25 protein-coding genes are annotated in these 20,385 nt (G+C 71.0%); 12 read left to right on the top strand and 13 right to left on the bottom strand.

Annotated features, from left to right (window positions below):
• The first annotated feature begins 49 nt into the window (after positions 1 to 49).
• Together ABEA33_RS03365 and cimA are read left to right on the top strand one after the other, a co-directional pair.
• On the top strand, positions 50 to 1,627 hold the full coding sequence (locus tag ABEA33_RS03365) for a serine/threonine-protein kinase (protein WP_345525160.1): 1,578 nt from the start codon (positions 50 to 52) through the stop codon (positions 1,625 to 1,627).
• A 168-nt stretch (positions 1,628 to 1,795) separates the two neighbouring features.
• Positions 1,796 to 3,388, top strand: coding sequence for a citramalate synthase (gene cimA / locus ABEA33_RS03360; protein WP_345525159.1), 1,593 nt, complete (start codon positions 1,796 to 1,798; stop codon positions 3,386 to 3,388).
• Here the strand turns inward: cimA and ABEA33_RS03355 are convergent, their stop codons facing one another.
• Positions 3,389 to 3,988 carry a TetR/AcrR family transcriptional regulator gene (locus ABEA33_RS03355; protein ID WP_345525158.1) on the bottom strand — a complete coding sequence of 200 codons (600 nt, stop codon included), beginning with the start codon at positions 3,986 to 3,988 and terminating at the stop codon, positions 3,389 to 3,391. It abuts the gene before it with no gap.
• A 73-nt stretch (positions 3,989 to 4,061) separates the two neighbouring features.
• Here ABEA33_RS03355 and ABEA33_RS03350 point away from each other — a divergent pair, with 73 nt between their 5' ends.
• From ABEA33_RS03350 to ABEA33_RS03320, 7 genes are read left to right on the top strand one after another with little or no spacing between them, the layout of a single operon-like run.
• Positions 4,062 to 4,613 (top strand): NAD(P)H-dependent oxidoreductase, encoded by a 552-nt coding sequence (locus ABEA33_RS03350; protein WP_345525157.1) that lies wholly within the window; start codon positions 4,062 to 4,064, stop codon positions 4,611 to 4,613.
• A 45-nt stretch (positions 4,614 to 4,658) separates the two neighbouring features.
• On the top strand, positions 4,659 to 6,056 hold the full coding sequence (locus ABEA33_RS03345) for an amidase (protein ID WP_345525155.1): 1,398 nt from the start codon (positions 4,659 to 4,661) through the stop codon (positions 6,054 to 6,056).
• On the top strand, positions 6,050 to 6,568 hold the full coding sequence (locus tag ABEA33_RS03340; protein ID WP_345525154.1) for a GNAT family N-acetyltransferase: 519 nt from the start codon (positions 6,050 to 6,052) through the stop codon (positions 6,566 to 6,568). The genes ABEA33_RS03345 and ABEA33_RS03340 overlap by 7 nt, the downstream gene beginning before the upstream one ends.
• A gap of 39 nt (positions 6,569 to 6,607) precedes the next feature.
• Positions 6,608 to 6,781, top strand: coding sequence for a hypothetical protein (locus ABEA33_RS03335; RefSeq protein ID WP_345525153.1), 174 nt, complete (start codon positions 6,608 to 6,610; stop codon positions 6,779 to 6,781).
• Between the two features lie 2 nt (positions 6,782 to 6,783).
• On the top strand, positions 6,784 to 7,167 hold the full coding sequence (locus ABEA33_RS03330) for a VOC family protein (protein ID WP_345525152.1): 384 nt from the start codon (positions 6,784 to 6,786) through the stop codon (positions 7,165 to 7,167).
• A gap of 12 nt (positions 7,168 to 7,179) precedes the next feature.
• On the top strand, positions 7,180 to 7,836 hold the full coding sequence (locus tag ABEA33_RS03325) for an SDR family oxidoreductase (RefSeq protein WP_345525151.1): 657 nt from the start codon (positions 7,180 to 7,182) through the stop codon (positions 7,834 to 7,836).
• Positions 7,833 to 8,249 carry an MmcQ/YjbR family DNA-binding protein gene (locus ABEA33_RS03320; RefSeq protein ID WP_345525150.1) on the top strand — a complete coding sequence of 139 codons (417 nt, stop codon included), beginning with the start codon at positions 7,833 to 7,835 and terminating at the stop codon, positions 8,247 to 8,249. Before ABEA33_RS03325 ends, ABEA33_RS03320 begins: the two co-directional genes overlap by 4 nt.
• 2 nt (positions 8,250 to 8,251) lie before the next feature.
• Here ABEA33_RS03320 and ABEA33_RS03315 read toward each other — a convergent pair whose 3' ends face one another.
• Genes ABEA33_RS03315 through ABEA33_RS03305 form a run of 3 tightly spaced genes read right to left on the bottom strand, consistent with a single transcriptional unit; the run spans position 8,252 to position 10,177 of the window.
• Entirely contained in the window at positions 8,252 to 8,863 is a 612-nt protein-coding gene (locus tag ABEA33_RS03315) for an energy-coupling factor transporter transmembrane component T family protein (RefSeq protein WP_345525149.1), read from the bottom strand.
• On the bottom strand, positions 8,860 to 9,555 hold the full coding sequence (locus tag ABEA33_RS03310; protein ID WP_345525148.1) for an energy-coupling factor ABC transporter ATP-binding protein: 696 nt from the start codon (positions 9,553 to 9,555) through the stop codon (positions 8,860 to 8,862). The genes ABEA33_RS03315 and ABEA33_RS03310 overlap by 4 nt, the downstream gene beginning before the upstream one ends.
• A 4-nt stretch (positions 9,556 to 9,559) precedes the next feature.
• On the bottom strand, positions 9,560 to 10,177 hold the full coding sequence (locus ABEA33_RS03305) for a biotin transporter BioY (protein WP_345525146.1): 618 nt from the start codon (positions 10,175 to 10,177) through the stop codon (positions 9,560 to 9,562).
• A 117-nt stretch (positions 10,178 to 10,294) separates the two neighbouring features.
• Between ABEA33_RS03305 and ABEA33_RS03300 the strand changes: the two genes are divergently transcribed.
• The gene (locus tag ABEA33_RS03300) at positions 10,295 to 10,879 is read left to right on the top strand and encodes a TetR/AcrR family transcriptional regulator C-terminal domain-containing protein (protein WP_345525144.1); all 585 of its coding nucleotides are present in this window, start codon (positions 10,295 to 10,297) and stop codon (positions 10,877 to 10,879) included.
• Positions 10,880 to 10,901: 22 nt separating this feature from the next.
• Here the strand turns inward: ABEA33_RS03300 and ABEA33_RS03295 are convergent, their stop codons facing one another.
• The 4 genes from ABEA33_RS03295 to ABEA33_RS03280 all read right to left on the bottom strand — a co-directional run bounded on the left by ABEA33_RS03295 (position 10,902) and on the right by ABEA33_RS03280 (position 13,267).
• Positions 10,902 to 11,735 (bottom strand): SCO6745 family protein, encoded by an 834-nt coding sequence (locus ABEA33_RS03295; RefSeq protein ID WP_345525143.1) that lies wholly within the window; start codon positions 11,733 to 11,735, stop codon positions 10,902 to 10,904.
• A gap of 77 nt (positions 11,736 to 11,812) precedes the next feature.
• Positions 11,813 to 12,058, bottom strand: a complete 246-nt coding sequence (locus tag ABEA33_RS03290) for a hypothetical protein (protein WP_345525142.1) — start codon at positions 12,056 to 12,058, stop codon at positions 11,813 to 11,815.
• Positions 12,055 to 12,870 (bottom strand): isocitrate lyase/PEP mutase family protein, encoded by an 816-nt coding sequence (locus tag ABEA33_RS03285; RefSeq protein WP_345525141.1) that lies wholly within the window; start codon positions 12,868 to 12,870, stop codon positions 12,055 to 12,057. Before ABEA33_RS03285 ends, ABEA33_RS03290 begins: the two co-directional genes overlap by 4 nt.
• 55 nt (positions 12,871 to 12,925) lie before the next feature.
• Entirely contained in the window at positions 12,926 to 13,267 is a 342-nt protein-coding gene (locus tag ABEA33_RS03280; RefSeq protein WP_345525140.1) for a DUF1801 domain-containing protein, read from the bottom strand.
• 83 nt (positions 13,268 to 13,350) lie between these two features.
• Here ABEA33_RS03280 and ABEA33_RS03275 point away from each other — a divergent pair, with 83 nt between their 5' ends.
• Positions 13,351 to 13,611 carry a hypothetical protein gene (locus ABEA33_RS03275; protein WP_345525138.1) on the top strand — a complete coding sequence of 87 codons (261 nt, stop codon included), beginning with the start codon at positions 13,351 to 13,353 and terminating at the stop codon, positions 13,609 to 13,611.
• A 1-nt stretch (position 13,612) separates the two neighbouring features.
• Positions 13,613 to 14,134: a pyridoxamine 5'-phosphate oxidase family protein gene (locus tag ABEA33_RS03270; RefSeq protein ID WP_345525136.1), complete on the top strand. Its 522-nt coding sequence runs from the start codon at positions 13,613 to 13,615 to the stop codon at positions 14,132 to 14,134.
• A 142-nt stretch (positions 14,135 to 14,276) separates the two neighbouring features.
• On the opposite strand, the gene ABEA33_RS03265 is transcribed toward ABEA33_RS03270, so the two are convergent.
• Genes ABEA33_RS03265 through ABEA33_RS03245 form a run of 5 tightly spaced genes read right to left on the bottom strand, consistent with a single transcriptional unit; the run spans position 14,277 to position 20,235 of the window.
• Positions 14,277 to 14,843 (bottom strand): M23 family metallopeptidase, encoded by a 567-nt coding sequence (locus ABEA33_RS03265; RefSeq protein WP_345525135.1) that lies wholly within the window; start codon positions 14,841 to 14,843, stop codon positions 14,277 to 14,279.
• Positions 14,844 to 14,853: 10 nt separating this feature from the next.
• A complete protein-coding gene (locus ABEA33_RS03260) occupies positions 14,854 to 15,291 on the bottom strand; it encodes a VOC family protein (protein ID WP_345525134.1) in 438 nt (145 codons plus the stop codon).
• Positions 15,288 to 17,531 carry a GNAT family N-acetyltransferase gene (locus tag ABEA33_RS03255; RefSeq protein WP_345525133.1) on the bottom strand — a complete coding sequence of 748 codons (2,244 nt, stop codon included), beginning with the start codon at positions 17,529 to 17,531 and terminating at the stop codon, positions 15,288 to 15,290. The genes ABEA33_RS03260 and ABEA33_RS03255 overlap by 4 nt, the downstream gene beginning before the upstream one ends.
• Positions 17,528 to 18,784: a lysine N(6)-hydroxylase/L-ornithine N(5)-oxygenase family protein gene (locus ABEA33_RS03250; RefSeq protein WP_345525132.1), complete on the bottom strand. Its 1,257-nt coding sequence runs from the start codon at positions 18,782 to 18,784 to the stop codon at positions 17,528 to 17,530. The genes ABEA33_RS03255 and ABEA33_RS03250 overlap by 4 nt, the downstream gene beginning before the upstream one ends.
• Positions 18,781 to 20,235, bottom strand: a complete 1,455-nt coding sequence (locus tag ABEA33_RS03245) for a pyridoxal phosphate-dependent decarboxylase family protein (RefSeq protein ID WP_345525131.1) — start codon at positions 20,233 to 20,235, stop codon at positions 18,781 to 18,783. Before ABEA33_RS03245 ends, ABEA33_RS03250 begins: the two co-directional genes overlap by 4 nt.
• Positions 20,236 to 20,385: the final 150 nt, after the last annotated feature.

The raw sequence follows: 20,385 nt of genomic DNA, 5'->3' as shown, positions 1-20,385 counted from the left end.
GGGTGTGGTCCTCCCCGGCTGCGGGCGCCGGCACAGGTAGCCTCGGGCCGTGACGACGCATCCCTCCGGAGCCGGGCCCGCTGAGCGGCCCATGGTCGGCGGGTACACGCTGCTGGCCAAGCTCGGCGAGGGCGGGATGGGCGTGGTCCACCTGGCCCGTCGCGGCGGCGGCGACCGGGTCGCGCTCAAGGTGCTCCGGCCGCACATCGTCGGTGACGACGAGGCCAGGCACCGGCTGGCCCGCGAGGTCGGCTCGCTCCGGCGAGTCAACAGCCGTTGGGTGGCGGGCATCGTCGACGCCGACCCGTGGGCGCCGATCCCCTACGTCGCCACCCGCTACGTGCCCGGCCTCTCCCTGCACGACCTGATCGTGGAGGAGGGGGCGATCACCGGTCCCGACCTCTACTGGTTCGCCGCCGGGCTCGCGGAGGGCATCACGTCGGTGCACGCGGTCGGCGTCCTGCACCGCGATGTGAAGCCGTCCAACGTGCTGATGGAGGGGCGAACCCCGATCCTCATCGACTTCGGGTTGGCCCGGGTCGCCGACGACCCGAAGCTCACCCACACCGGCTGGCTGCTCGGCACGCCGGGCTACCTGGCGCCCGAGATCCTGTACGGCGAGGACGCGACCGCGGCCTCCGACGTGCACTCCTGGGCGGCGACGGTGGCGTACGCAGGCACGGGACACCCGCCGTTCGGCCGGGGTCCCTCGATGGCGATCATGGACCGGGTCCGGCGTGGGCAGTTCGACCTGGACGGGCTGCCCGACGACCTGCACCAGGTGGTGGCGGCGGCCCTCGACCCGGAGCCCCGCAACCGGCCGACGCTGCCGCAGCTGCTCGACTGGCTGCGCCCGCTGACCAACCGTCGCGACTCACCTCAGATCGCGCCGCCGGTCGCTGTCGAGCACGACCCCTACACGGTGCCGTTGGCCCTGGCCGCGCAGGCGGGCGCCGACGACGAGACCGACGTCTGGCCCGGCCACAACGCCGCCGAGCCCTACACGCTCGCTCTCCCGCCCGAGGGTGCGACCGAGCTCTACGAGGAGCCGCGGGCCACGCTCGGGGAGCGGCTGCGGCGCGGCAGCCTGCTGATCGCGTCGGTCCTCGCGTCCGGCGCCGGTGCCGCGGCGTACCCCTGGCTGACGGTCGGCCTGCTGCTCCTGCTGACCTGGCTGACCCGCAGCATCTCGCTGGCGGCTTCGGCCCACGACCAGCGCCGCCAGTACCGCGGGCGCAAGTGGTACGACGGCGTGCAGCTGCTCGTCGCCGCGCCCTGGCACCTCGTGCAGTCGATCCCCGGAGCCGTGCTGCTCGGGCTCTGGGCCCTCGGGCTGTCCGCCGCTGCGGCCCTGGTCTGCTACGCGATCGCCACCGGCGTCGAGCTGGCGCTCTTCGTCTGCGGCGTCGTCCTCGCCGGATCGCTGTGGTGGGGCCCGGGCGGGTCGCGCCTCCGCGGCCCGGTCAACCGGATCGTCGTACCTCTCGCGGCCGATCCGCGGCGCTGGGCCGTCGCGCTCGTCGTCGTCCTCGCGGTGGCCGCCGCGCTGGGCTTCCGTGCCGACGTGACGGGGGCGAGCTGGGACCCCGCCGACGGCCAGCCGCATGCCGAGATCCCTGGTCCATGATGTGGTCGTCGTGGCACGATGGCGACGTGCATCACTCCGTGATCATTATTTCCTAGCGCGTCGCCGCCTCCCGACCGGGAAGCTCGACGCGCCAACCTCTCGTGCCTCGAGAGGTTTTTTTGTTGCTCCGAACCTCTGACGCAGCCACGTGACCGAACAGGAAATCCGATGGACCTCCACGGCGACTTCCACGTCTACGACACCACCCTGCGCGACGGCGCCCAGCAGGAGGGGCTCAGCCTCTCCGTCGCCGACAAGCTGTCGATCGCCCGCCAGCTCGACAGTCTCGGCGTGGGATACATCGAGGGAGGGTGGCCGGGGGCCAACCCGAAGGACACCGAGTTCTTCGGACGCGCAGCGGCCGAGCTCGACCTGCGCAACGCCAAGCTGGCCGCTTTCGGGGCAACCCGGCGGGCCGGGGTGAAGGCCGCCGACGACCCGCTCGTCGCGGCGCTGCGCGACAGCGGCGCCGACGTGGTCACGCTGGTGGCGAAGTCGTACGACCGCCACGTCGAGCTCGCGCTGCGGACCACGCTCGAGGAGAACCTCGCGATGATCCGTGACACCGTCACCCACCTCCGCGAGGAGGGGCAGACGGTCTTCCTCGACGCCGAGCACTTCTTCGACGGCTACCGGGCCAACCGTGACTACGCGCTCGAGGTGCTGCGCACGGCGTACGACGCGGGCGCCGAGGTGATCGCGCTGTGCGACACGAACGGCGGCATGCTGCCGAGCTGGGTCGGCGACGTCGTCCACGACGTCCGGGAGAGCGCGCAGGTCCGGGTCGGCATCCACTGCCACAACGACACCGGCTGCGCGGTCGCCAACACCCTCGCCGCGGTCGACGCCGGGGCCACCCACGTGCAGGGCACGATCAACGGGTACGGCGAGCGCACCGGCAACGCGGACCTCGTCTCGGTCGTCGCCAACCTCGAGCTCAAGCTGGACAAGCGAGTGTTGCCGCAGGGCCTGCTCGCCGACGCCACCCGGATCGCGCACGCGGTCGCCGAGGTCACGAACTTCCCGCCCGCGTCGCGCCAGCCGTACGTCGGCAGCTCGGCGTTCACCCACAAGGCGGGTCTGCACGCCAGCGCGATCAAGGTCGACCCGGACCTCTACCAGCACATGGACCCGGCCGGTGTCGGCAACGACATGAGGCTGCTGGTCTCCGACATGGCCGGGCGGGCGTCGATCGAGCTCAAGGGTCGCGAGCTCGGCTTCGACCTGTCCGGCGACCGGGAGCTGGTCACCCGGATCACCGATCGGGTCAAGGTCCTGGAGAACCGCGGCTACACGTTCGAGGCCGCCGACGCATCATTCGAGCTGCTGCTGATCGAGGAGGTCGAGGGCGCGCGCCCGTCGTACTTCGAGGTGGAGTCCTGGCGCGTCATCACCGAGACGCTCAACAACCGGACCGCCGGCGACGAGGCCGTCTCCGAGGCGACGGTGAAGCTCAAGGCCGACGGCGTCCGCTACGTGATGACGGGTGAGGGCAACGGTCCGGTCAATGCCCTCGACCACGCGCTGCGCGAGGCGATCGGCCGGGCCTACCCGGAGGTCGCGAAGTTCGAGCTCATCGACTACAAGGTGCGCATCCTCGACCAGGGTCACGGCACCGACGCGATCACCCGGGTGCTGATCGAGACCAGCGACGGCGAGTCGTCGTGGGTGACGGTCGGAGTCGGCGCCAACGTGATCGAGGCGTCCTGGGGCGCGTTGGTCGACGGAGTCACGTTCGGCCTGCGCCGCCAGCAGGTCTGATCAGGCCGAGCGCCCGACGACCCGGCGCGCCAGGTCTACCCAACCGTCGTAGAAGCGGTCGACCGGGAACCCGTCCAGCGAGACCTGCTCGAGGATCGGCAGCTCGAGCGGCGCGAGGATCGCGACCGCGAGCAGGGGGATGTCGCCACTGACCCGAAGCTGCGAGAGCAGGTAGCGGACGTGGGTGGCCGCGAACGAGTAGGCACCCGAGGCGCGGGCTCCCGAGCGGCCAGCCTCCCGGATCAGCTCGGCGTGCAGCAGAGTCGTCTCGAGCCGGGTGCGTCCGAACACCAGCAGCCGGTCCCAGGGCTCGGCGCCCGGGCCGAGCGGCGGCGGGCCGCTCATCACCTGCGCCTGCCACTCGCTCTCGGAGTGGTTCAGCACGGCTGCCATCAGCCCCTCGCGCGACTCGAACCGGCGGAAGAGCGTGCCCTTGCCGACGCCGGCCGCGGTCGCGACCGCGTCCATCGTCACGGCGTGCGCGCCATCTCGCTCGACCAGCTCCTTGGCGGCGCCGAGCAGCCGCTCCCGGTTGCGCGCGGCATCGCGACGCTCCGGCGGGGGAGCATCGAGGAGTGGCAGCAGGTGTGGTTCGGACATGTCTGCGCCAATCTAGTGAGCCAGCGCACGCCGCACCGGGAAGAAAAGCGGACCGTGGTCCGTTTTGCCAGTCATGACTCACACCACGATCGCCGTCCTCGTCGGCAGCCTCCGCACCGACTCCGTCAACCGCAAGCTGGCCGAGGTGCTGCGCGACCAGGCCCCCGACGGTGTCAGCATCGAGATCATCGACGGGCTCGGCGAGGTGCCGTTCTACAACCAGGACGTCGACACCGCCACCGACATCCCTGCCTCCGCCGCGCGGCTGCGTGAGCAGGTCGCGTCCGCGGACCGGGTGCTGGCCGTGACGCCGGAGTACAACGGCCGGATGCCCGCCGTCCTCAGCAACGCCATCGACTGGCTCTCGCGCCCGTACGGCGCCGGCGCGCTCGTCGGCAAGCCCTTCGGTGTCGTCGGCGCGACCCCCACGCCGTACGGCGGCAAGTGGGCGCACGCCGAAGCCGTCCGCTCGGCGGGCATCGCCGGCGCGACCGTCGTCGAGGACGTCACCGTCTCGCAGTCGGCCCTCGAGGTCGACGTGCTCACCGACCCCGAGGTGCAGGCGCGTCTCGCCCGGGCGGTCGAGGTCCTGGTCGAGTTCGACCGCGAGACCGCCGCGGCCTGACCCACCTTCCACGCCGGGCGCCACGACATGGCCTAGCGTCGGGTCGTGCCCGAACTCCATGACCTGACCGCGCTCGAGCAGGGCGCCCTGGTGCGCCGCCGCGAGGTGTCGCCCCTCGAGCTCACCGAGCACTACCTCGAACGCGCCGACCGACTCGACTCGGTCGGCGCGTTCGTCACGCTCACCCCCGAGCTGGCGCGCGAGCGAGCGGCCCGGCTCGACGCCGGCGCGGCGGACGGGCCGCTCTTCGGCGTGCCGACGGCGATCAAGGACCTCAACCTCACCGCCGGCGTCCGGACCACCTTCGGCTCTGCCGCGTTCGCCGACTTCGTTCCGGACGTCTCCGACGGTGTGACGCTCTCGCTCGAGGCGGCCGGCCTGGTCAGCCTGGGCAAGACCAATGCGCCCGAGTTCGGGTCGCCCTGCTACACCGAGCCCGACGTCGCACCCGCGGCCGTCACGCCGTGGGACCGCACCCGCACGGCCGGCGGCTCGTCCGGGGGAGCCGCGGCCGCCGTCGCGGCCGGCCTGGTGCCGCTCGCCCAGGGCTCCGACGGCGGTGGATCGATCCGGATCCCGGCCTCCTGCTGCGGGCTCGTCGGCCTCAAGCCCACGCGTGGGCGGATCAGTGGTCACCCCATGTACGGCGACCCGGTGGGTTTGGCGACGGCCGGGCCGATCGCCCGCACGGTCGCCGACGCGGCGGCGATGCTCGACGTGCTCGCCGGTCGTCGGGTGGGCGATCCTTCCTGGGCGCCACCTCCTTCCGAGACGTTCCTGGCTGCTGCCGGTCGCGACCCGGGGCGGCTCCGGATCGGTCGCTTCATCACACCAGTGATCACCGACACTCCCGTCGACCCCGAGTGTGCACGGGCCTGGGACGACGCCTCGCGGCTGCTGGAGTCGCTGGGTCACGAGGTCGAGGACGTCCCGGTGCCGCTGCCGCCCGAGGCGGTCCCGGTCTTCGAGACCTGCTGGGCGGTGCTGACCGCACTCTCCGTCGTGCCACCCGAGAAGGAGCACCTCCTCCGGCCTCTCACCCGCTGGCTGTCGGACCAGGGGCGGGCGGTGAGCGGACCGGAGTTCGGGCTCGCGATCGGCGCGATGCGGCGGTTCGCCGCCGAGGCGCTCACCGCGCTCGCGCCGTACGACGCCGTGCTGACGCCGACGCTCGCGACCCCGCCGGTGCTGCTCGGGGCGTTGCGCGACGACGCCGACCCGCAGGCCGACTTCGACGCCCAGAAGGCATTCACGCCCTGGACCTCGGCGTGGAACGTCACCGGGATGCCGGCCATCTCCCTGCCCCTGCACTGGACGCCCGACGGGCTCCCGGTCGGGGTTATGCTCGCGGCCCGACCGGCCGAGGAGGAGCTGCTCGTGGCGCTCGCCGCTCAGGTTGAGACCGCCGCGCCCTGGGCCGACCGGAGGCCCCCGGGATGGTGACCGTGCGCCACACCGCCCAGCTCTCGGCCGACGAGCTGACTGCCGCCCGCGCACTCTGCGACGCGTCGTACAGCGACTTCGGCGACGCGGACTGGGAGCACGCGCTGGGCGGGATGCACGCGCTGGTCTTCGAGGACGGCGTGTTGGTGGCGCACGGTGCGGTCGTGCTGCGCCGGATGCTGCACCGAGGCCGGGCGCTCCGGTGCGGCTACGTCGAGGCGGTCGCCACGGATCCAGACCACCGACGACGTGGCCACGGCCATGCGGTCATGGCCGGGCTCGAGTCGCTCGCGCCGGCGTACGACCTGCTCGCGCTGTGCTCGTCACGCGAAGGGAGGTCGCTGTACGAGTCACGCGGCTGGTCGCTCTGGCGCGGGCCGACGTCCGTGCTGACGCCCGACGGACTGAGGCCTACTCCTGACGAGGACTCGATCTACGTCCTCGGCGGCCCCGCGGGCCTCGACCTCGACGACCCGATCTCCTGCGACTGGCGAGACGCAGACGTGTGGTGAGCCCTCGACTGTCGCCTTGCATGGGTGCATCCTGAGTCTGTGGCCAGCCCGTCCCGCCTGCTCTGCCTGGTCGGGTACCACGTCCCGGCCAAGAAGTTCCGGCGTGAGTACAACGACGAGGGCCAGGTTGCTGCGCTCGTCTGCCCGCGCTGCGGCAAGCGCAAGGACCCGGGCTCGGGTGCCGCGTGGAACACCCCGATCGACTTCCGCTAGCCATGGGTGAGCTGACGCCGTACCTCTGCGTCGCCGACGCCCGGGCCGCGATCGCCTGGTACGTCGACGTGCTCGGCGCGGAGATCACCTACGCGCCGATCGAGATGCCTGACGGACGGATCGGCCATGTGGAGCTGGCCGTCGGCGGCGCCGGTTGGATGATGTCCGACGAGTTCGCCGAGGCGGGCGTCGCACCGCCCGACCCCGGTCGCGGCAACGCTGTGTCGCTGCACCTGACGGTCGGCGACGTGGACGCCGTCTGCGCCCGGGTCGCCGAGGCCGGTACGACGATCGACCGGGGTCCCGAGGACAGTCCGCCCGCAGGGCGAGTGGCGATCTTCCGGGATCCGTTCGGTCATCGCTGGTTCGTCAACCAACCCCTCTGAGACAGTGGACGCATGAGTCGTCCCGTGATCGTCGTCGTCGGAGCAGGACCGGGTGTGAGCGGCTCGGTGTCGCGTCTCTTCGCCCGAGAGGGGTACGACGTGGGCCTGCTCGGCACCGACGAGGAGCAACTCGCGGAGCTGGGCGGTGACCTCGAGGAGCTCGGCGCGAACGGGCAGATCGCCGTCGTCGACGTCACCGACGGTGACGCGACGTCCGAGGTCATCACCTCCATGGCAGAGAACTTCGGCGGGATCGACGTGCTCCACTTCAACCCGAGCGCGTTCCGCGAGCGCGATCCGCTCGAGCTGACGGTCGACGAGCTCCTCGAGGACGTCGCCCTCGGCGTCGGTGCGCTGCTGACCAGCGTGCAGGCCGCTCGGCCGTTCATGTCCGCGGGCGGCCGGATCACGGTCACCGGCAGCATGGCCGCCGACAAGCCCTGGCACAAGGCTGCGTCGCTCGGCGTGCAGAAGGCCGGCGTACGCAACCTCGTGCACAGCCTCGACAAGACCCTCGAGCCGGACGGCATCCGCGCCGTGTCGGTGACGGTGCGCGGCACCCTCGGGCGGGAGGGGGCGTTCACACCGGACCGGGTCGCCGAGGCGATCTGGGCCGCGGCGCACCAGGACGAGGAGGGGTGGCAGAGCGAGGTGCCCTACTCCGGATGAGTCCACGCACGCGCAAGGCCCGAGTCGAGGACGTCCACGAGATCGCCCTCTCGATGCCGTACGCCGAGCTCGCGCCCGGCTCGCGTCGACCCGTCTACCAGGTCGGCAAGAAGTCGTTCGTCTTCTTCCGGACGCAGCGGCCCGACGCGTTCGACCCGGAGACCGGGGAGAGGTACGACGACGTCATCGTCTTCTGGGTCGACCCCGCCGACAAGGACGCGATGGTGCTCGACGAGTCCACGCCGTACTTCACGACTCCGCACTTCAACGGCCACCCGTCGGTGCTCCTGCGCGGAAGCCGGATCGGCGAGCTCACCCGCGATGAGGTCGCCGAGGTGGTCCAGGACGCCTGGCTCTCACGCGCTTCGAAGCGGCGTGCCGCCGAGTGGCTCGCCGCGCATCCGCCACGCTGACGTCAGTCGTCGCCGATCCCGCGGGCGTGCAGCGCGTCGCCGGTCTCGTGGGCGCGGGCGACGACCCGCACCACGAACGGTGCGAGGAAGGCGCGTGGGTGACGTACGCCGCGCGCCCGGGCCGCGTCACGGGTCTCGACGGCCAGGGCGACCGTGCCCGGAAGCGCCTGGATCGCCAGCCCGATGGTGAGGGCGACGCGCTCGGGGTCCACACCGATCGGCCGCAGGGGAGTGATCCAGCGGATGAACGAGTCCAGCATCGCGTTGACCGGGGTGGTGGCCGAGACGACGACGGCGGCGATCGACAGCGCGAGCAGGTCGACGAGTGTCTCGATCGCCTTGTCGCGGCCGTACCACCACCACTGCAGCGCGCCCACGAACACCGCGAGCAGCAGCACCGTCCGGGCCGCCCGCAGGAGGGTGCCGAGCCGGACCTGGGCCAGCAGCGCCAGTGCGAGAGCGATCGCGAGGAACGCCCACGCCCACGGCATGCTGCGCACCAGCACGATCGCCAGGCTGAGCGCCATCAGCCCCCCGAGCTTGGCGCCGACGGGCAGCCGGTGCAGCACGGTCGTGCCCGGTTGGTAGACGCCGACCAGTCCCGTGGTGGTCATGACGCGACCGAGGTCAGGTAGTCGTCGACCGCAGCGTTGGCGGCACCGTCGTACCGCACCCTCGCGCCCTCGACGACCAGCACCCGGTCGCAACGGCGGGCCAGGTCGAGGTCGTGGGTGACCAGCACCAGCTGCTGGTCGAGGGCGAAGAGCAGGTCGGCGACCCGCCGGGTGTTGGCCAGGTCGAGCAGGGTCGTGGGCTCGTCGGCGACCACGATCGCGGGCTCGACGGCGAGGACCCCGGCCAGCGCGAGCAGCTGCTTCTGCCCGCCGGAGAGCGCGTGCACGCTGACGTCCGCGTGCTCCGCGAGTCCGTAGCGGCCCAGCACCTCGAGCGCCCGGTCGTGGCGGCGCGAGGCGTTCTTCTCGTGTCGCCGCAGCGACAGCTCGACGTCCTCGACGCAGGTCGGCATCACCAGCTGCGAGGCCGGGTCGGTGAAGCAGAAGCCGACCCGGCGCCGTACGGCGCCGCCGTGCCGCGCGACGTCGACACCGTCGACGAGGACGCGACCGGTGGTGGGCGCGACCAGGCCGTTGACCATCCGCGCCAGCGTCGACTTGCCCGACCCGTTGGCGCCGATGATCCCGACGCGCTGCTCGGTCAGCTCGATCGTGGTCGGCTCGAGGACGACCCGGGTGCCGCCGGCGACGGGGACGCTGAGACCGGCGGCGTCGAAGGTGATCGTGGGCAACGGATCAGCGGTCGACGCGCTGCATCCACGGGAACGCGCGGAACACCTCGGCGGCGACCAGTGCGACCAGTGCGGTCTTGAGGATGTCGCCGAGCCAGAACGGCGTGTCGTAGGTGAGGGCCTCGTGCCACGAGACGTCGAAGTAGAGCTTCATGCCGGCGATGCCCATCGGGTGGATCACCAGGATGCTGGCGGTGATCGAGCACGCGAACACCCAGATGGCGCGGGTACGCCGCTCGCGCGCGACGTACTTGACCAGGAAGCCGGCCAGCGCCGCGGCGATCGGGAACGCGTAGAGGTAGCCCGCGCTCGGGCCGGAGAAGACGCCGAGGCCCGAGGAGTGCTCCGCGAAGACCGGCAGGCCGAGGACGCCGAGCAGGAGGTAGAGGGAGACCGCCAGGAAGCCGCGGACCGCTCCGAGCACGCAGCCGGCGAGCATCACGCCGAAGGTCTGCAGGGTGATCGGTACGCCGGAGCCGCCGGCCGGGATCGCCCCGATGTAGGCGCACGCCGAGATCAGCGCCGCGAAGCCCGCGATCAGCGCGATGTCGGTCGTCGACGAGCGACGGCGCGCGGCGGGCGCGTCCGCGGTGGGGGTGGTCGGTGTCTTGGACATCGTCATGCTCGGTTCCTTCGATCGGACCTGAACGGTGTTCAGGTGAACGCCGTTCAGGCTAGGGTTCGGATCGAACCCGGTCAATCGTGACCGAGGAGTAGTTTCAACAGGAAGGGGTGTGACGTGCGCCACCACCGCGCCGACGTCGTCGACCGGGCACTGACGGTGCTCGACACCTACGGCCTCGCGGACCTGACGATGCGCCGCCTCGCCGGGGAGCTCGGCGTCCAGCCCAGCGCGCTCTACCACCACTTCCCCAACAAGCAGTCGCTGCTCGCCGCCGTCGCTGACGAGCTCCTCGCCCGCGGCCGGCGCCACGCCACCTCCAGCCAGCGCCCGGCCGCCTGGGACGCTCGGGTCGAGGCCGTCTGCACCGAGCTCCGCGACGCGATGCTCGCCTACCGCGACGGCGCCGAGCTGGTCGCCACCGTCCGCTCCTTCGGCCTCGGCGCGGCCACGCCGTACGACGAGCTCGCGGACGCCCTCACCGACGGTGGGCTCGAACCCTCGCTGGTCCCGACGGCCGCTCGCACCCTGCTGCACTACGTCTTCGGTCATGCCGTCGACGAGCAGACCCACCTGCAGGCAGGCGCCGTCGGCGCCATCGAGGACGCGCCGCGGGACGACTCGGACTTCGCGCTGGGCCTGCAGATCGTGGTCGACGGGACCCGGCTGCTGACGGGTGCGCGGTCGGCTCAACCAGCCTGACGGAGCATCGAGGCTAGGCGTCCTACTTCGACCCTGCAGCCCGAAGCGTCCTGGAGATGGGCTCGAGCGACGCGATCAGGTCATCGAGCTCGAACGGCTCCAGCGCGTCGTACGGAGCTTCTGCGAGGGCGTCGGTCAGAGCCTCGATCCGGACCTTGGTCGCACGCCCGGCGTCCGTGAAGCGGCCCGAGGCGTCGAGGAGGCCGCGATCGCGCAAGCCCTCCATCACCGCGGCCAGACGGGCCTTGGGGAGGTGGTGGATCCTGCCGAACGACTCTGCGGGATGGATCCCGATGTCGAGAGCGCTGAGCACGTGGGCCTCGGTCCCGCCGATCCGCTCGGAGACCAGAGCCGCGATGTGGCCGTCTCCGCGGTGCTCCCGAAGCATGTTGGCGGCGTGCCAGAGTCGGGCGACGGGCTCCTCGGGCATCGGCAGCGCGCGGAGGGCGGCGTACATGACCCGTCCCTCGGTCGGTGCACTGGTCGAGGCCTTGGCGAGCAGCTCGGCAGCGCGTGCGAGCCCGGGAGTCTCGACGAGATCGCCGAGGATCCGCCGCAGCGCCGCCACGCAGCCCTGCTCGCGCGCGGCGTGCGCCGCCACGGGGGTGGTCGTGTCCCAGACCTGGGGGATGTGGCGGGCCACCTCACCGTCGGCGAAGTTGTAGAAGACCGCGTGGACCACCTCGGCCGAGACCCGTCCGAGCGGCGCAGAGCGTCCGGCGAAGTAGCCGTCCCAGTAGTTGTGGAAGCCGAGCGCTGCCATCGACTCGTTGGGCTCGTCGGAGAAGAAGTTGACCAGCGAGATCGGCTCGGTGAGGTCGAACAGTCGGCGCGCGACTGGCTCCGGATGCTGCATGTGTCATCTCCTGTGATCGGTGGGCGTCCTCTCACCAGTGCTACGAACGGGTCGACCGCCGTACGACACCGTCGTAATCAGCTGGGCCGACGGAAGTCAGGGACGTCACCGAGTGCGACGAAGCCGGCCGCGGGCAGCGGCCCACGCGCCGGATCCGACAGGTCGGCCAACAACCGCGTCGCGAGCGGGGTATCCCGATCGACGCTCGGTGCGATGCCCATGCGAATCAAGCCCGCACCGTCCACCAGACCCACGGCGAGAATCTGCCCGTCACGCCAGACTCGAAGGGAGCCGGCGAGGTGCGCCGTCCCGCGGGCGGTCACGTGCCGAAGCGTCGCTGCAGATCCGCGTACGAGATCGCGCCGTCGAGGAAGTCGAGTGTGCCAGGGCCGAGCAGCTCGCGACCGGCGCGCTCCAGCATGCTCAACGAGGCCCGGGCCAGGCTGCCGCCGACGCTGACCCGCTTGACGCCGAGTGAGAAGAGCGTCGGCGCGTCGGTGGTGCTCGCGAGCCCGGCCACGACGTTGAGCGGTCCCGGGACCGCGACAGCGAGCCGGCGGATCGTGTCCTCCTCGACGACCCCGGGCACGAAGACGCAGTCGGCACCTGCCTCCACATAGCGGACCGCACGCTCCACCGTCTCGTCGAAGACGTCCCCTTCGGCGTCAGCGCGGTAGGTGTCTGTGCGGGCGTTGAGCACGAAGGTGCCCTTCGGTGCAGCAGCACGTGCGGCGACGATCCGGTCGACCGCCTCCTCGATCCCGTACAGCCCGCCCGTCCGGGCGTCTTCGATGTTGGCACCCACGACACCGAGCGCCGCGGCGCGGGCCACGGTCTCCCCGACGTGGTCGGCGGTCTCGCCGTACCCCGCCTCCAGGTCCGCGGTCACCGGCACGCTCACTGCCGACACGATGCGGCCGACGTGCGCGAGCATGGTCTCGCGGTCCAGCGACCCACCGTCCGGGACTCCCCAGGACCAGGCGATGCCTGCACTGGTCGTGGCGATGGCTGGAAAGCCGACGTGCTCCAAGGTGCGTGCGGAGCCGGCATCCCAGGCGTTCGGGAGTACGAAGCCGGGACCGGTGTGCAGGCCGAGGAGCGTTGCTGCCTTGTCGTTCGCGGCTCCGGTGGTCACCCGGCCATCATGCCGCCAACCGGTGTGTCATGACACCGCACGAGATGCGCGCGGGTCAGGAGCGGTTGTGCTCCACGGCGCTGCGGACCAGCTCGACGAAGGCGTCGTCGTCGAGCGAGTCGGACTCGTGGAGGTCGATCGCGCGCCGGGTGCCGGCGTCCAGGCTGGCGTTGAAGAGACCCGACGGGTCGTCCAGTGACGCACCCTTGGCGAAGGTGAGCTTCACCTTGTCCTTGTAGGTCTCGACGGTGCAGACCAGACCGTCACAGGAGAAGGTCGGTACGCCGTCGGGGTTCGACGCCTTGCGCCACTTGGTCTCCTCGACCATGTCGGGCTCGGCCGCCAGGATCAGGGCTCGGACCTTCTCGATCGTCTCGTGGCGCCAGTCGTTGCTCACACGCCGACGATACCCGTGCTGGGGTCGCCAGGAATCGAGAAGCACCCACCGCGCCCGAGCTCGACCCCAAGACCTGGTACGGGATGCCGGCGTACGCCCGCGACGGCAAGGTGCTGTGCTTCTTCCAGCCGGCGGAGAAGTTCGAGGCTCGCTACGCGACGTTCGGCTTCAACGACCTGGCGCAGCTGGACGACGGCGCGATCTGGCCGACGGCGTACGCCGTGACCGACCTGAGCGACGCCGATGTGCAGAAGTTCGAGGAGCTGGTCAGGAAGGCTGTCGGCGACACTAGGACACGCCCTGGGTGGCCGATGAGTGGCGGGCCGAGCCCGGGTCGGTACTGACATGACCATCGGAAAGATCGACCCGAGGTACGGCGACCCGTCGGCCACCGCACCTGCGTGGGCGAAGATCGAGAGACTCCTCGTCGACGCCCAGCTCTATTGGATCATCACCGTCCGCGTGGACGGCCGCCCGCACGCCGTCCCGCTCGTCGGCGTCTGGCACGAGGGCGCCTTCGCCTTCTGCACCGGTGCGGAGGAGCAGAAGCAGCGGAACCTCGACGCGCACCCACACGTCGCGGTCACCACCGGCAACACCGGCGGTCGCCGCTGGAACAGCGGGGTGGAGCTGGTCGTCGGGGGAGCGGCCGAGCGGGTGACCGACGACGGCCTGCTCGAGGCGTTGGCGGAGGCGTGGTTCGCCAAGTACGGCGAGGACTGGAAGTTCGTGGTCCGCGACCAGGAGTTCGTCGAGGTCAGCGATTCCGGTGGCAGCACGTCAGGAGGTGCCCGCGTCTACCGGGTCACGGCCTCGAAAGTGATCGCATTCGGCGGCGATCACGGCCAGACTACGTACCGGTTCTGAGCCGACCGACGTGTCCTCAGACCTCGAACTGTCCACCGCTGCGCCAGGTGATCGAGTACGACGAGCAGCTTGGCGTGCTTCGACGGGATGGTGTGCAGCCGGCCGTCGGCGTCCATGAAGTGCGACAGGACCCGCTGGTCGGTCATGGCCGCTCGCGCGGCGTCAGCGCCAGCAACGGTCGCGGCCAGGTCGCCGTGGAGAGTCCACCGCCGACGGCGCGCCGCTCGAAGTGCAGGTGGCAGCCGTCGGGCGCGCCGCTGTCGCCGGCACGCGCGAACATCGTGCCGCGCCGCACGACCTGGCCCTCGCGGACGTAGACGCGCCGGGTGTGCCCGATCACCAGGTCCCAGCCCAGCCTGGCGTTGCGCAGCAGCAGCGGGTTGTCGCCGTACGCCGGCCCGAGGGAGTCGTTGGAGACGACCTTGAACCTGTACGGCGCATACAGCGGCGTGCCGCAGCGCATCGCGATGTCGAGTCCGTGGTGGAAGCCGCGCTGGTCGCGGCAGCGTGAGTCGGGGGAGTAGTACGGCGCGGTCGTGCAGCCATAGGGGACCATCACACGGTGCGCGCCCTTGAACCACGGAGACTCGTAGCGGGTCTTGTCCTTCGTGTAGAAGACCCACCGCGGGTCGGCGTGCACGGCCGTCGTCAACGATCCGACGAGCACCAGCCCGAGCAGGGCGGCGAGCAGCAGGCGTCCGAGTCGCATGCGACGCACCCTAGCCCGCCGCCGCTCCATCGGCCGGGAGCTCGAACTCGCCCGGCGCGAGGCTGCGCAGCACACAGAACTCGTTGCCCTCCGGGTCCGCCAGCACCACCCACTTCGTCTGCCCCTGGCCGATGTCGACCCGATGGGCGCCGAGCGCCTCGAGCCGCGCGACCTCGTCGGCCTGGGAACCGTCGATCGGCGTGAGGTCGAGGTGCAGCCGGTTCTTGCGCGCCTTCGCCTCCGGCACCGGGACGAAGAGCAGCGCCGGCGCCACCGGACCGCGCCGGATCCCTTCGAGGAGCTCGGTGTCGGGCACCTTGGCGGGACCGATCTCGACGTAGTCGTCCCCCTCGTGCAGCACGACGTATCCGAGGACGCGGCACCAGAAGTCGGCGAGGGCAGTCGGGTCGGAGCTGTCGATGACGGTCTCGGTCAGGCGTGAGGTCATGCGACGGGATTATCCAGCGTTCCCGCATAGATGAGCGACTCCGCCTGGTCGGAGATGTCGACCATCTCCAGCGTGTTGCGCAGCTGCAGCCGGTTGAGGCAGCTGCGCCGGAACTCGGCCCGGAAGAGGTCGTACGCCGCCGCTGCGTCGGCCAGCTCCGGGTGCTCCTCGGCGTGCTGACGCAGGCAGCGCCCGACCTCGGCCCAGAAGGCGCCCTCGTCGAGCACGCCGTCGACGTGCAGGATCGCAGCGAGGTGCCGCAGGACGCCGTCGAAGACGTCGGCGTGCAGCGCCAGTGCCTTCACGTCCGGATCGACCTCGGCCTGGATCCGGCGTACGTCCTCGGGAAGGTCGCGCTCGTCGTCCATGACCGCCACCTCCTCGCCGACGTCCTTCATGAAGGCCCTCACCGGCACTTGGTCGCGCAGCACGAGCACGAGGTTCTCGCCGTGCGGCATGAACGCCAGGTCGTACGCGAGCAGGCAGTGCACGATCGGCCGGAGGTAGGCGTGGAGATAGCTGCGCAGCCACGAGACCGCGTCGAGCGGCGAGGCGGCGATCATCGCTGCGGCCAGTGACCGGCCCTCGGCGTCGCGGTGCAGCAACGCCGCCATCGTGGCCAGCCGTTCACCGTCGGCGACTCGCGGCACCGGGCTCTCGCGCCACAGCGCCGCGATCATCTTCTGGTACGGCGAGCTGGTGCCGGTGTGCTCGGCGAGTCGGTGGAACGCGTCGCCGGTGTAGCCGATCGACGCGTGCTCGCGCAGCACCGAGAAACCGCAGCCGCGCAGAGTCGGGTCGGCGTCGACGAGCTCGGCGACCCAGTCGTTGATCGCCGGGGTGGCGGCCATGTAACTGGGCGAGAGCCCGCGCATGAAGCCCATGTTCTGGATCGAGAGCGCGGTCTTCACATACGGCCTCGTCGGGTCCGTGGTGTTGAAGAACGTGCGGATCGACTGCTGCGCGCGGTAGTCGTCCGACCCCTCGCCCAGGTGCACCAGGTCGCGCCGCGCGAGATCAGGCGCGAACGTGATCGCGATCTTGTTGCGCCACTGCCACGGATGCACCGGCAGCAGCAGGTACTCCTCCGGGTCCAGGCCGTGTGCGTGCAGCAGCTCCTTGTCGAGCACGTCGGCCTCGCGGACCCCGGCGCCCAGGGAGAGTCGGGTGTGCTGACGCCGAGCGGCCAGCCAGTGCAGGCGGACGGCGCTCCCGGTCTCGGGTGCGTACGCCGTGTAGTCGTCGGCGCCGAACCCGATCCGGCCGTTGTTGGCGACGAACCCGGGATGTCCCTCGGTCATCGCGGCCTCGGTCTGCTGGTAGTCCGCGCGCAGCAGGTCGTCGACGGTCGCCGTCGAATGGCGGAGCTTCCAGCAGGCCGACGCGAGCGTGGACGCCAGTTCTTCGAGGTACGTCGGCAGCAGCGCGTCCGGGATGCCGAGCACCTCGGCGAACTCCACGACGAAGTCCTGGACGTCGAGATCGGCGGGCTCGTCCTTGACCGACCGGAGCAGCGTGCCGGGGTCGATCGCCCAGTGGTCCAGGGCGAGCCTGGTCGCGGCGAAGGAGTACGTCGTATCGCCGGTCGGTGTGCTGAGCACCCACCGACCCTGCCCGTCCTCGGCGGCGTCAGGGGCGGGCTCGAGCAGCCGCTCGTGGGCGTACTCGCTGATCGCCTTGGTGACCAGGCGTCGCTGAGCCCGGGCGAGGTAGTCGGGGGTGAGATGGCTCTGCTGGATCTTGGGGGAGTCGAGGACGGACAAGGCTGCCTCCTTGGTCGGCAGGGAGATCGTGCGGAGCTCGCGGAAGCCGAACTCCCGGTTGAGCGCACGGATCCGGTCGTTGCGGGTGTCGGGCTCGACGACGACCCGTCGTACGGCGTGGTCGGCGAAGCAGTGGTCGATCACGGCGGCGAAGACGGCGCGCGTGAAGCCGTGCACCGGCGAGTCGGTCGGCGCGACCAGCACGTGCATGCCGAGGTCGCCCGGGCGCACTTCCGGCAGGCCCGAGAGCTCGGAGTGGGCCGGGTCGTAGGTCTCGACGAGGAAAGCCGGCGCACCGTCCACCCGGCCCAGCCATGCGTGATGGTGGGGGTTCTCGTCGATGAGGCGGTACTCTGCGGCCACGTCGGCGATGCTCGTGTCCTGCATCTCCCAGTAGACGCTGCGGGGATGGGTCACCCAGGCGTGCAGCAGTGCGATGTCGGTCTCGAGGTCGAGCGGCTCGAGGGTCAGTCTCATCGCGGCACCCCGAAGCTCTGGACGGCGATCTGCTTCTCGACCGGATAGACCTCGCGACCGGTCAGGGCCGCGATGATCACGGAGTTGCGGTAGGCGCCCATGCCGAGATCGGGAGCGGCCAGGCCGTGGGTGTGCTCCTCGGCGTTCTGCACGAAGATCTCGCGGTTGCCGTGGTCGACGGTGTAGTCGCGCGCCACATCGAAGCGGCCACGGTCGTCCCAGCGGATCCGGTCGCGCACGGGGTCGAGGAACGACGGGACCTCGGCGGCGTACCCCGTCGCCAGGACGAGCCCCTCGCTGCGCAGGGTGAAGTCCTCACCCGTCTCGTCGTGGTGGCAGGCGAGCTCGTACGCCCCGTCACCGGCAGGGTCGCGGGTCGCGCCGGTCACCGTCGTGCTGGTGACGAGGGTGGTGTGCGGCCCATCGCCCTGCACCCGCAGTCGGTAGTGCAGGTCGAAGATCTCGTCGACGAGGTCGGCGCTGATGCCCTTGTAGAGCGAGCGTTGCTCGCGCCCGAGTCGCTCGCGCGTCGTCGAGGGCAGGTCGTGGAAGTACGACGTGTACTCCGGCGACGTCATCTCCAGCGTCAGCTTCGCGTACTCCATCGGGAAGAAGCGCGGGCTCCGGGTGAGCCAGGTCAGCCGGTAGCCGTGGTCGGGACTCTCCTGGAGCAGGTCTCGGTAGATCTCCGCGGCGCTCTGCCCGCTGCCGACGATCGTGATCGAGCCGAGCCGCTGCAGCTCGTGCTTGTGCAGCAGGTAGTCGGCCGAGTGGATTCCCATGCCCTGGAGGGCTTCCGGCACGCGCGGCTTGGTGCCGACCCCGAGCACCAGCCGTCGTCCCCGGTACTGCTCGCCGGTGGACGTCGTGACGACGTATGACGAGCCGTCATGGTCAACGCGCGTGACCGCCTGGCCGAACCGGACGGACTCGAGCTGTTCGGCGGCCCAGCGGCAGTACTCGTCGTACTCGCGCCGCAGGGGGTAGAAGGACTCCCGGATGTAGAACGGGTAGAGGTTGCCGGTCTCCTTGAGGTAGCAGAGGAACGACCAGCGCGAGCTGGGGTCGGCCATCGTCACCAGGTCGGCGAGGAAGGGCACCTGCAGGGTCGCATCGTCGAGCATCATCCCGGGATGCCAGGCCAGCTCGTCGCGGGCCTCGAGGAAGACCCCGTCGAGCTCGTCGACGGCATCGGTGAGGCAGGCGAGGCCGAGGTTGAACGGACCGACGCCGATGCCGATGAAGTCCCTCATCGCGCCACCGCCGCGGCCAGATCTTCCCCGATCTCGACGATCTGGCGGGTGATGGCCAGGATGTCGTCGGAGGTGGCGAGCGGGTTGAGGAGCGTGAGCTTGAGCCAGTGCCGTCCGTCGACCTTGGTGGCGGCGACCATGGCGCGGCCGCGTTCGTAGAGCGTCGTGCGGATCCGTGGGACGAGCCGGTCGGCCTCGTCCTCGGACATCCCGTCGGGCCGGTAGCGCAGCACGACCGTGCTCAGCTGCGGGGCCGCAGCGAGCTCGATCGCCGGATCGAGTGCCTCGGCGACCTCGGCGGCGAGCTCGACCACGCGGTCGACGTACGTCCCGATGGTGTCCGGGCCCATGACGCGCAGGGTCAGCCAGAGCTTGAGCGCGTCGAAGCGCCGAGTCGTCTGGAGGCTCTTGTCGACCTGGTTGGGGTTGCCCCCGATCTCCCGCGGGTTGAGGTAGTCGGCGTGCCAGGTGACGTGCCCGAGCCGCCGGCCGTCGCGTACGACCAAGGCGCTCGCCGAGACCGGCTGGAACCAGGTCTTGTGGAAGTCGACGGTGACCGAGTCCGCGCGCTCGATGCCGGCCAGCCAGTGGCGCCGGGTGGGAGAGACCAGCAGGCCGCCGCCGTACGCCGCGTCGACGTGCAGCCAGGTGCCGTAGCCCTCGCAGAGTGCGGCGATCTCGGGAAGCGGGTCGATCGCGCCGAAGTCGGTGGTGCCGGCGGTCGCCACGACGGCCATCGGCGTCAGTCCCGCGTCGGCGACCTCGGCGAGCGCGCGGCTGAGGGCACCGAGCTCCATCCGACGGTCGCCGTCGGTCGCGACGGTGACGACCGCGCGGTCGCCCAGGCCCAGCAGGCGCGCGGCCTTCTGCACGCTGAAGTGGCCGTCCCTGCTGGTCAGGATGCGCAGGCCGGACATCTCCGGTGGTCGCGCCTCTCGCGACCCCGTGGCGATCGCGTGGTCGCGAGCGAGCAGCAGCGCCTGGAGGTTGGACTGGGTGCCGCCGCTGGTGAAAATGCCGTCGGCGTCCGGCCCGTATCCGATCCGGCCCGCCGTCCAGTCGACCAGGTGCCGCTCGACGTACGTGCCGCCGACGCTCTGGTCATAGGTGTCGAGGCTGGGATTGACCGCGCTGACGAACACCTCCGCGAGCAGTGCCGGCACGACGACCGGGCAGTTGAGGTGGGCGGCGTACGACGGCTCGTGGAACCAGACCGTGTCGTCCAGCCAGAGCCGGCCCATCTCCTCGAGCGCCGCGCGCTGGTCGCCCAACGGCCGGTCGAGGTCGACGTCGGTCACGGCCTTGGCCGCGACCTCGGGGCGGACCCCCGTCGACGGGCCGGAGACCCGCCCGAGCGAGCTCGCGAGGAAGTCGACGCCGAGCCGCATCGTCGCGACGTACTGGTCGGTGTGGGCCGGGTGGAACAGATGTTGGGCAGGGGGAGTTGGCACCGTCGATCCTTCCGAGAATGGGATTTAGGTAAGCCTCACCTAACTCGCGTTCTCAGGTGAACCGCAACCCGGGACCCGCCATCTGGGACGTTTGTCACAGCTCGCGGGTGGTGGTCTCGAGGCTCGCTTCGCTCGCGCCTCAAACGCCGT

It is taken from the genome of Nocardioides endophyticus, assembly GCF_039543845.1.
Lineage (GTDB): Bacteria > Actinomycetota > Actinomycetes > Propionibacteriales > Nocardioidaceae > Nocardioides > Nocardioides endophyticus.
Note: the sequence above shows the minus strand (reverse complement) of the source record. Positions and strands in the feature narration are given on the sequence as shown.

Excerpts from the sequence above, each read along its gene's own strand:
- ABEA33_RS03340 (WP_345525154.1), top strand. The coding sequence starts at position 6,050 with ATGGTGACCGTGCGCCACACCGCCCAGCTCTCGGCCGACGAGCTGACT.
- ABEA33_RS03315 (WP_345525149.1), bottom strand. The coding sequence starts at position 8,863 with ATGACCACCACGGGACTGGTCGGCGTCTACCAACCGGGCACGACCGTG.
- ABEA33_RS03260 (WP_345525134.1), bottom strand. The coding sequence starts at position 15,291 with ATGACCTCACGCCTGACCGAGACCGTCATCGACAGCTCCGACCCGACT.
- ABEA33_RS03350 (WP_345525157.1), top strand. The coding sequence starts at position 4,062 with ATGACTCACACCACGATCGCCGTCCTCGTCGGCAGCCTCCGCACCGAC.
- ABEA33_RS03330 (WP_345525152.1), top strand. The coding sequence starts at position 6,784 with ATGGGTGAGCTGACGCCGTACCTCTGCGTCGCCGACGCCCGGGCCGCG.
- ABEA33_RS03320 (WP_345525150.1), top strand. The coding sequence starts at position 7,833 with ATGAGTCCACGCACGCGCAAGGCCCGAGTCGAGGACGTCCACGAGATC.
- ABEA33_RS03255 (WP_345525133.1), bottom strand. The coding sequence starts at position 17,531 with ATGAGACTGACCCTCGAGCCGCTCGACCTCGAGACCGACATCGCACTG.
- ABEA33_RS03325 (WP_345525151.1), top strand. The coding sequence starts at position 7,180 with ATGAGTCGTCCCGTGATCGTCGTCGTCGGAGCAGGACCGGGTGTGAGC.
- ABEA33_RS03305 (WP_345525146.1), bottom strand. The coding sequence starts at position 10,177 with ATGACGATGTCCAAGACACCGACCACCCCCACCGCGGACGCGCCCGCC.
- ABEA33_RS03265 (WP_345525135.1), bottom strand. The coding sequence starts at position 14,843 with ATGCGACTCGGACGCCTGCTGCTCGCCGCCCTGCTCGGGCTGGTGCTC.
- ABEA33_RS03275 (WP_345525138.1), top strand. The coding sequence starts at position 13,351 with ATGCCGGCGTACGCCCGCGACGGCAAGGTGCTGTGCTTCTTCCAGCCG.
- ABEA33_RS03270 (WP_345525136.1), top strand. The coding sequence starts at position 13,613 with ATGACCATCGGAAAGATCGACCCGAGGTACGGCGACCCGTCGGCCACC.
- ABEA33_RS03355 (WP_345525158.1), bottom strand. The coding sequence starts at position 3,988 with ATGTCCGAACCACACCTGCTGCCACTCCTCGATGCTCCCCCGCCGGAG.
- ABEA33_RS03250 (WP_345525132.1), bottom strand. The coding sequence starts at position 18,784 with ATGAGGGACTTCATCGGCATCGGCGTCGGTCCGTTCAACCTCGGCCTC.
- ABEA33_RS03295 (WP_345525143.1), bottom strand. The coding sequence starts at position 11,735 with ATGCAGCATCCGGAGCCAGTCGCGCGCCGACTGTTCGACCTCACCGAG.
- cimA (WP_345525159.1), top strand. The coding sequence starts at position 1,796 with ATGGACCTCCACGGCGACTTCCACGTCTACGACACCACCCTGCGCGAC.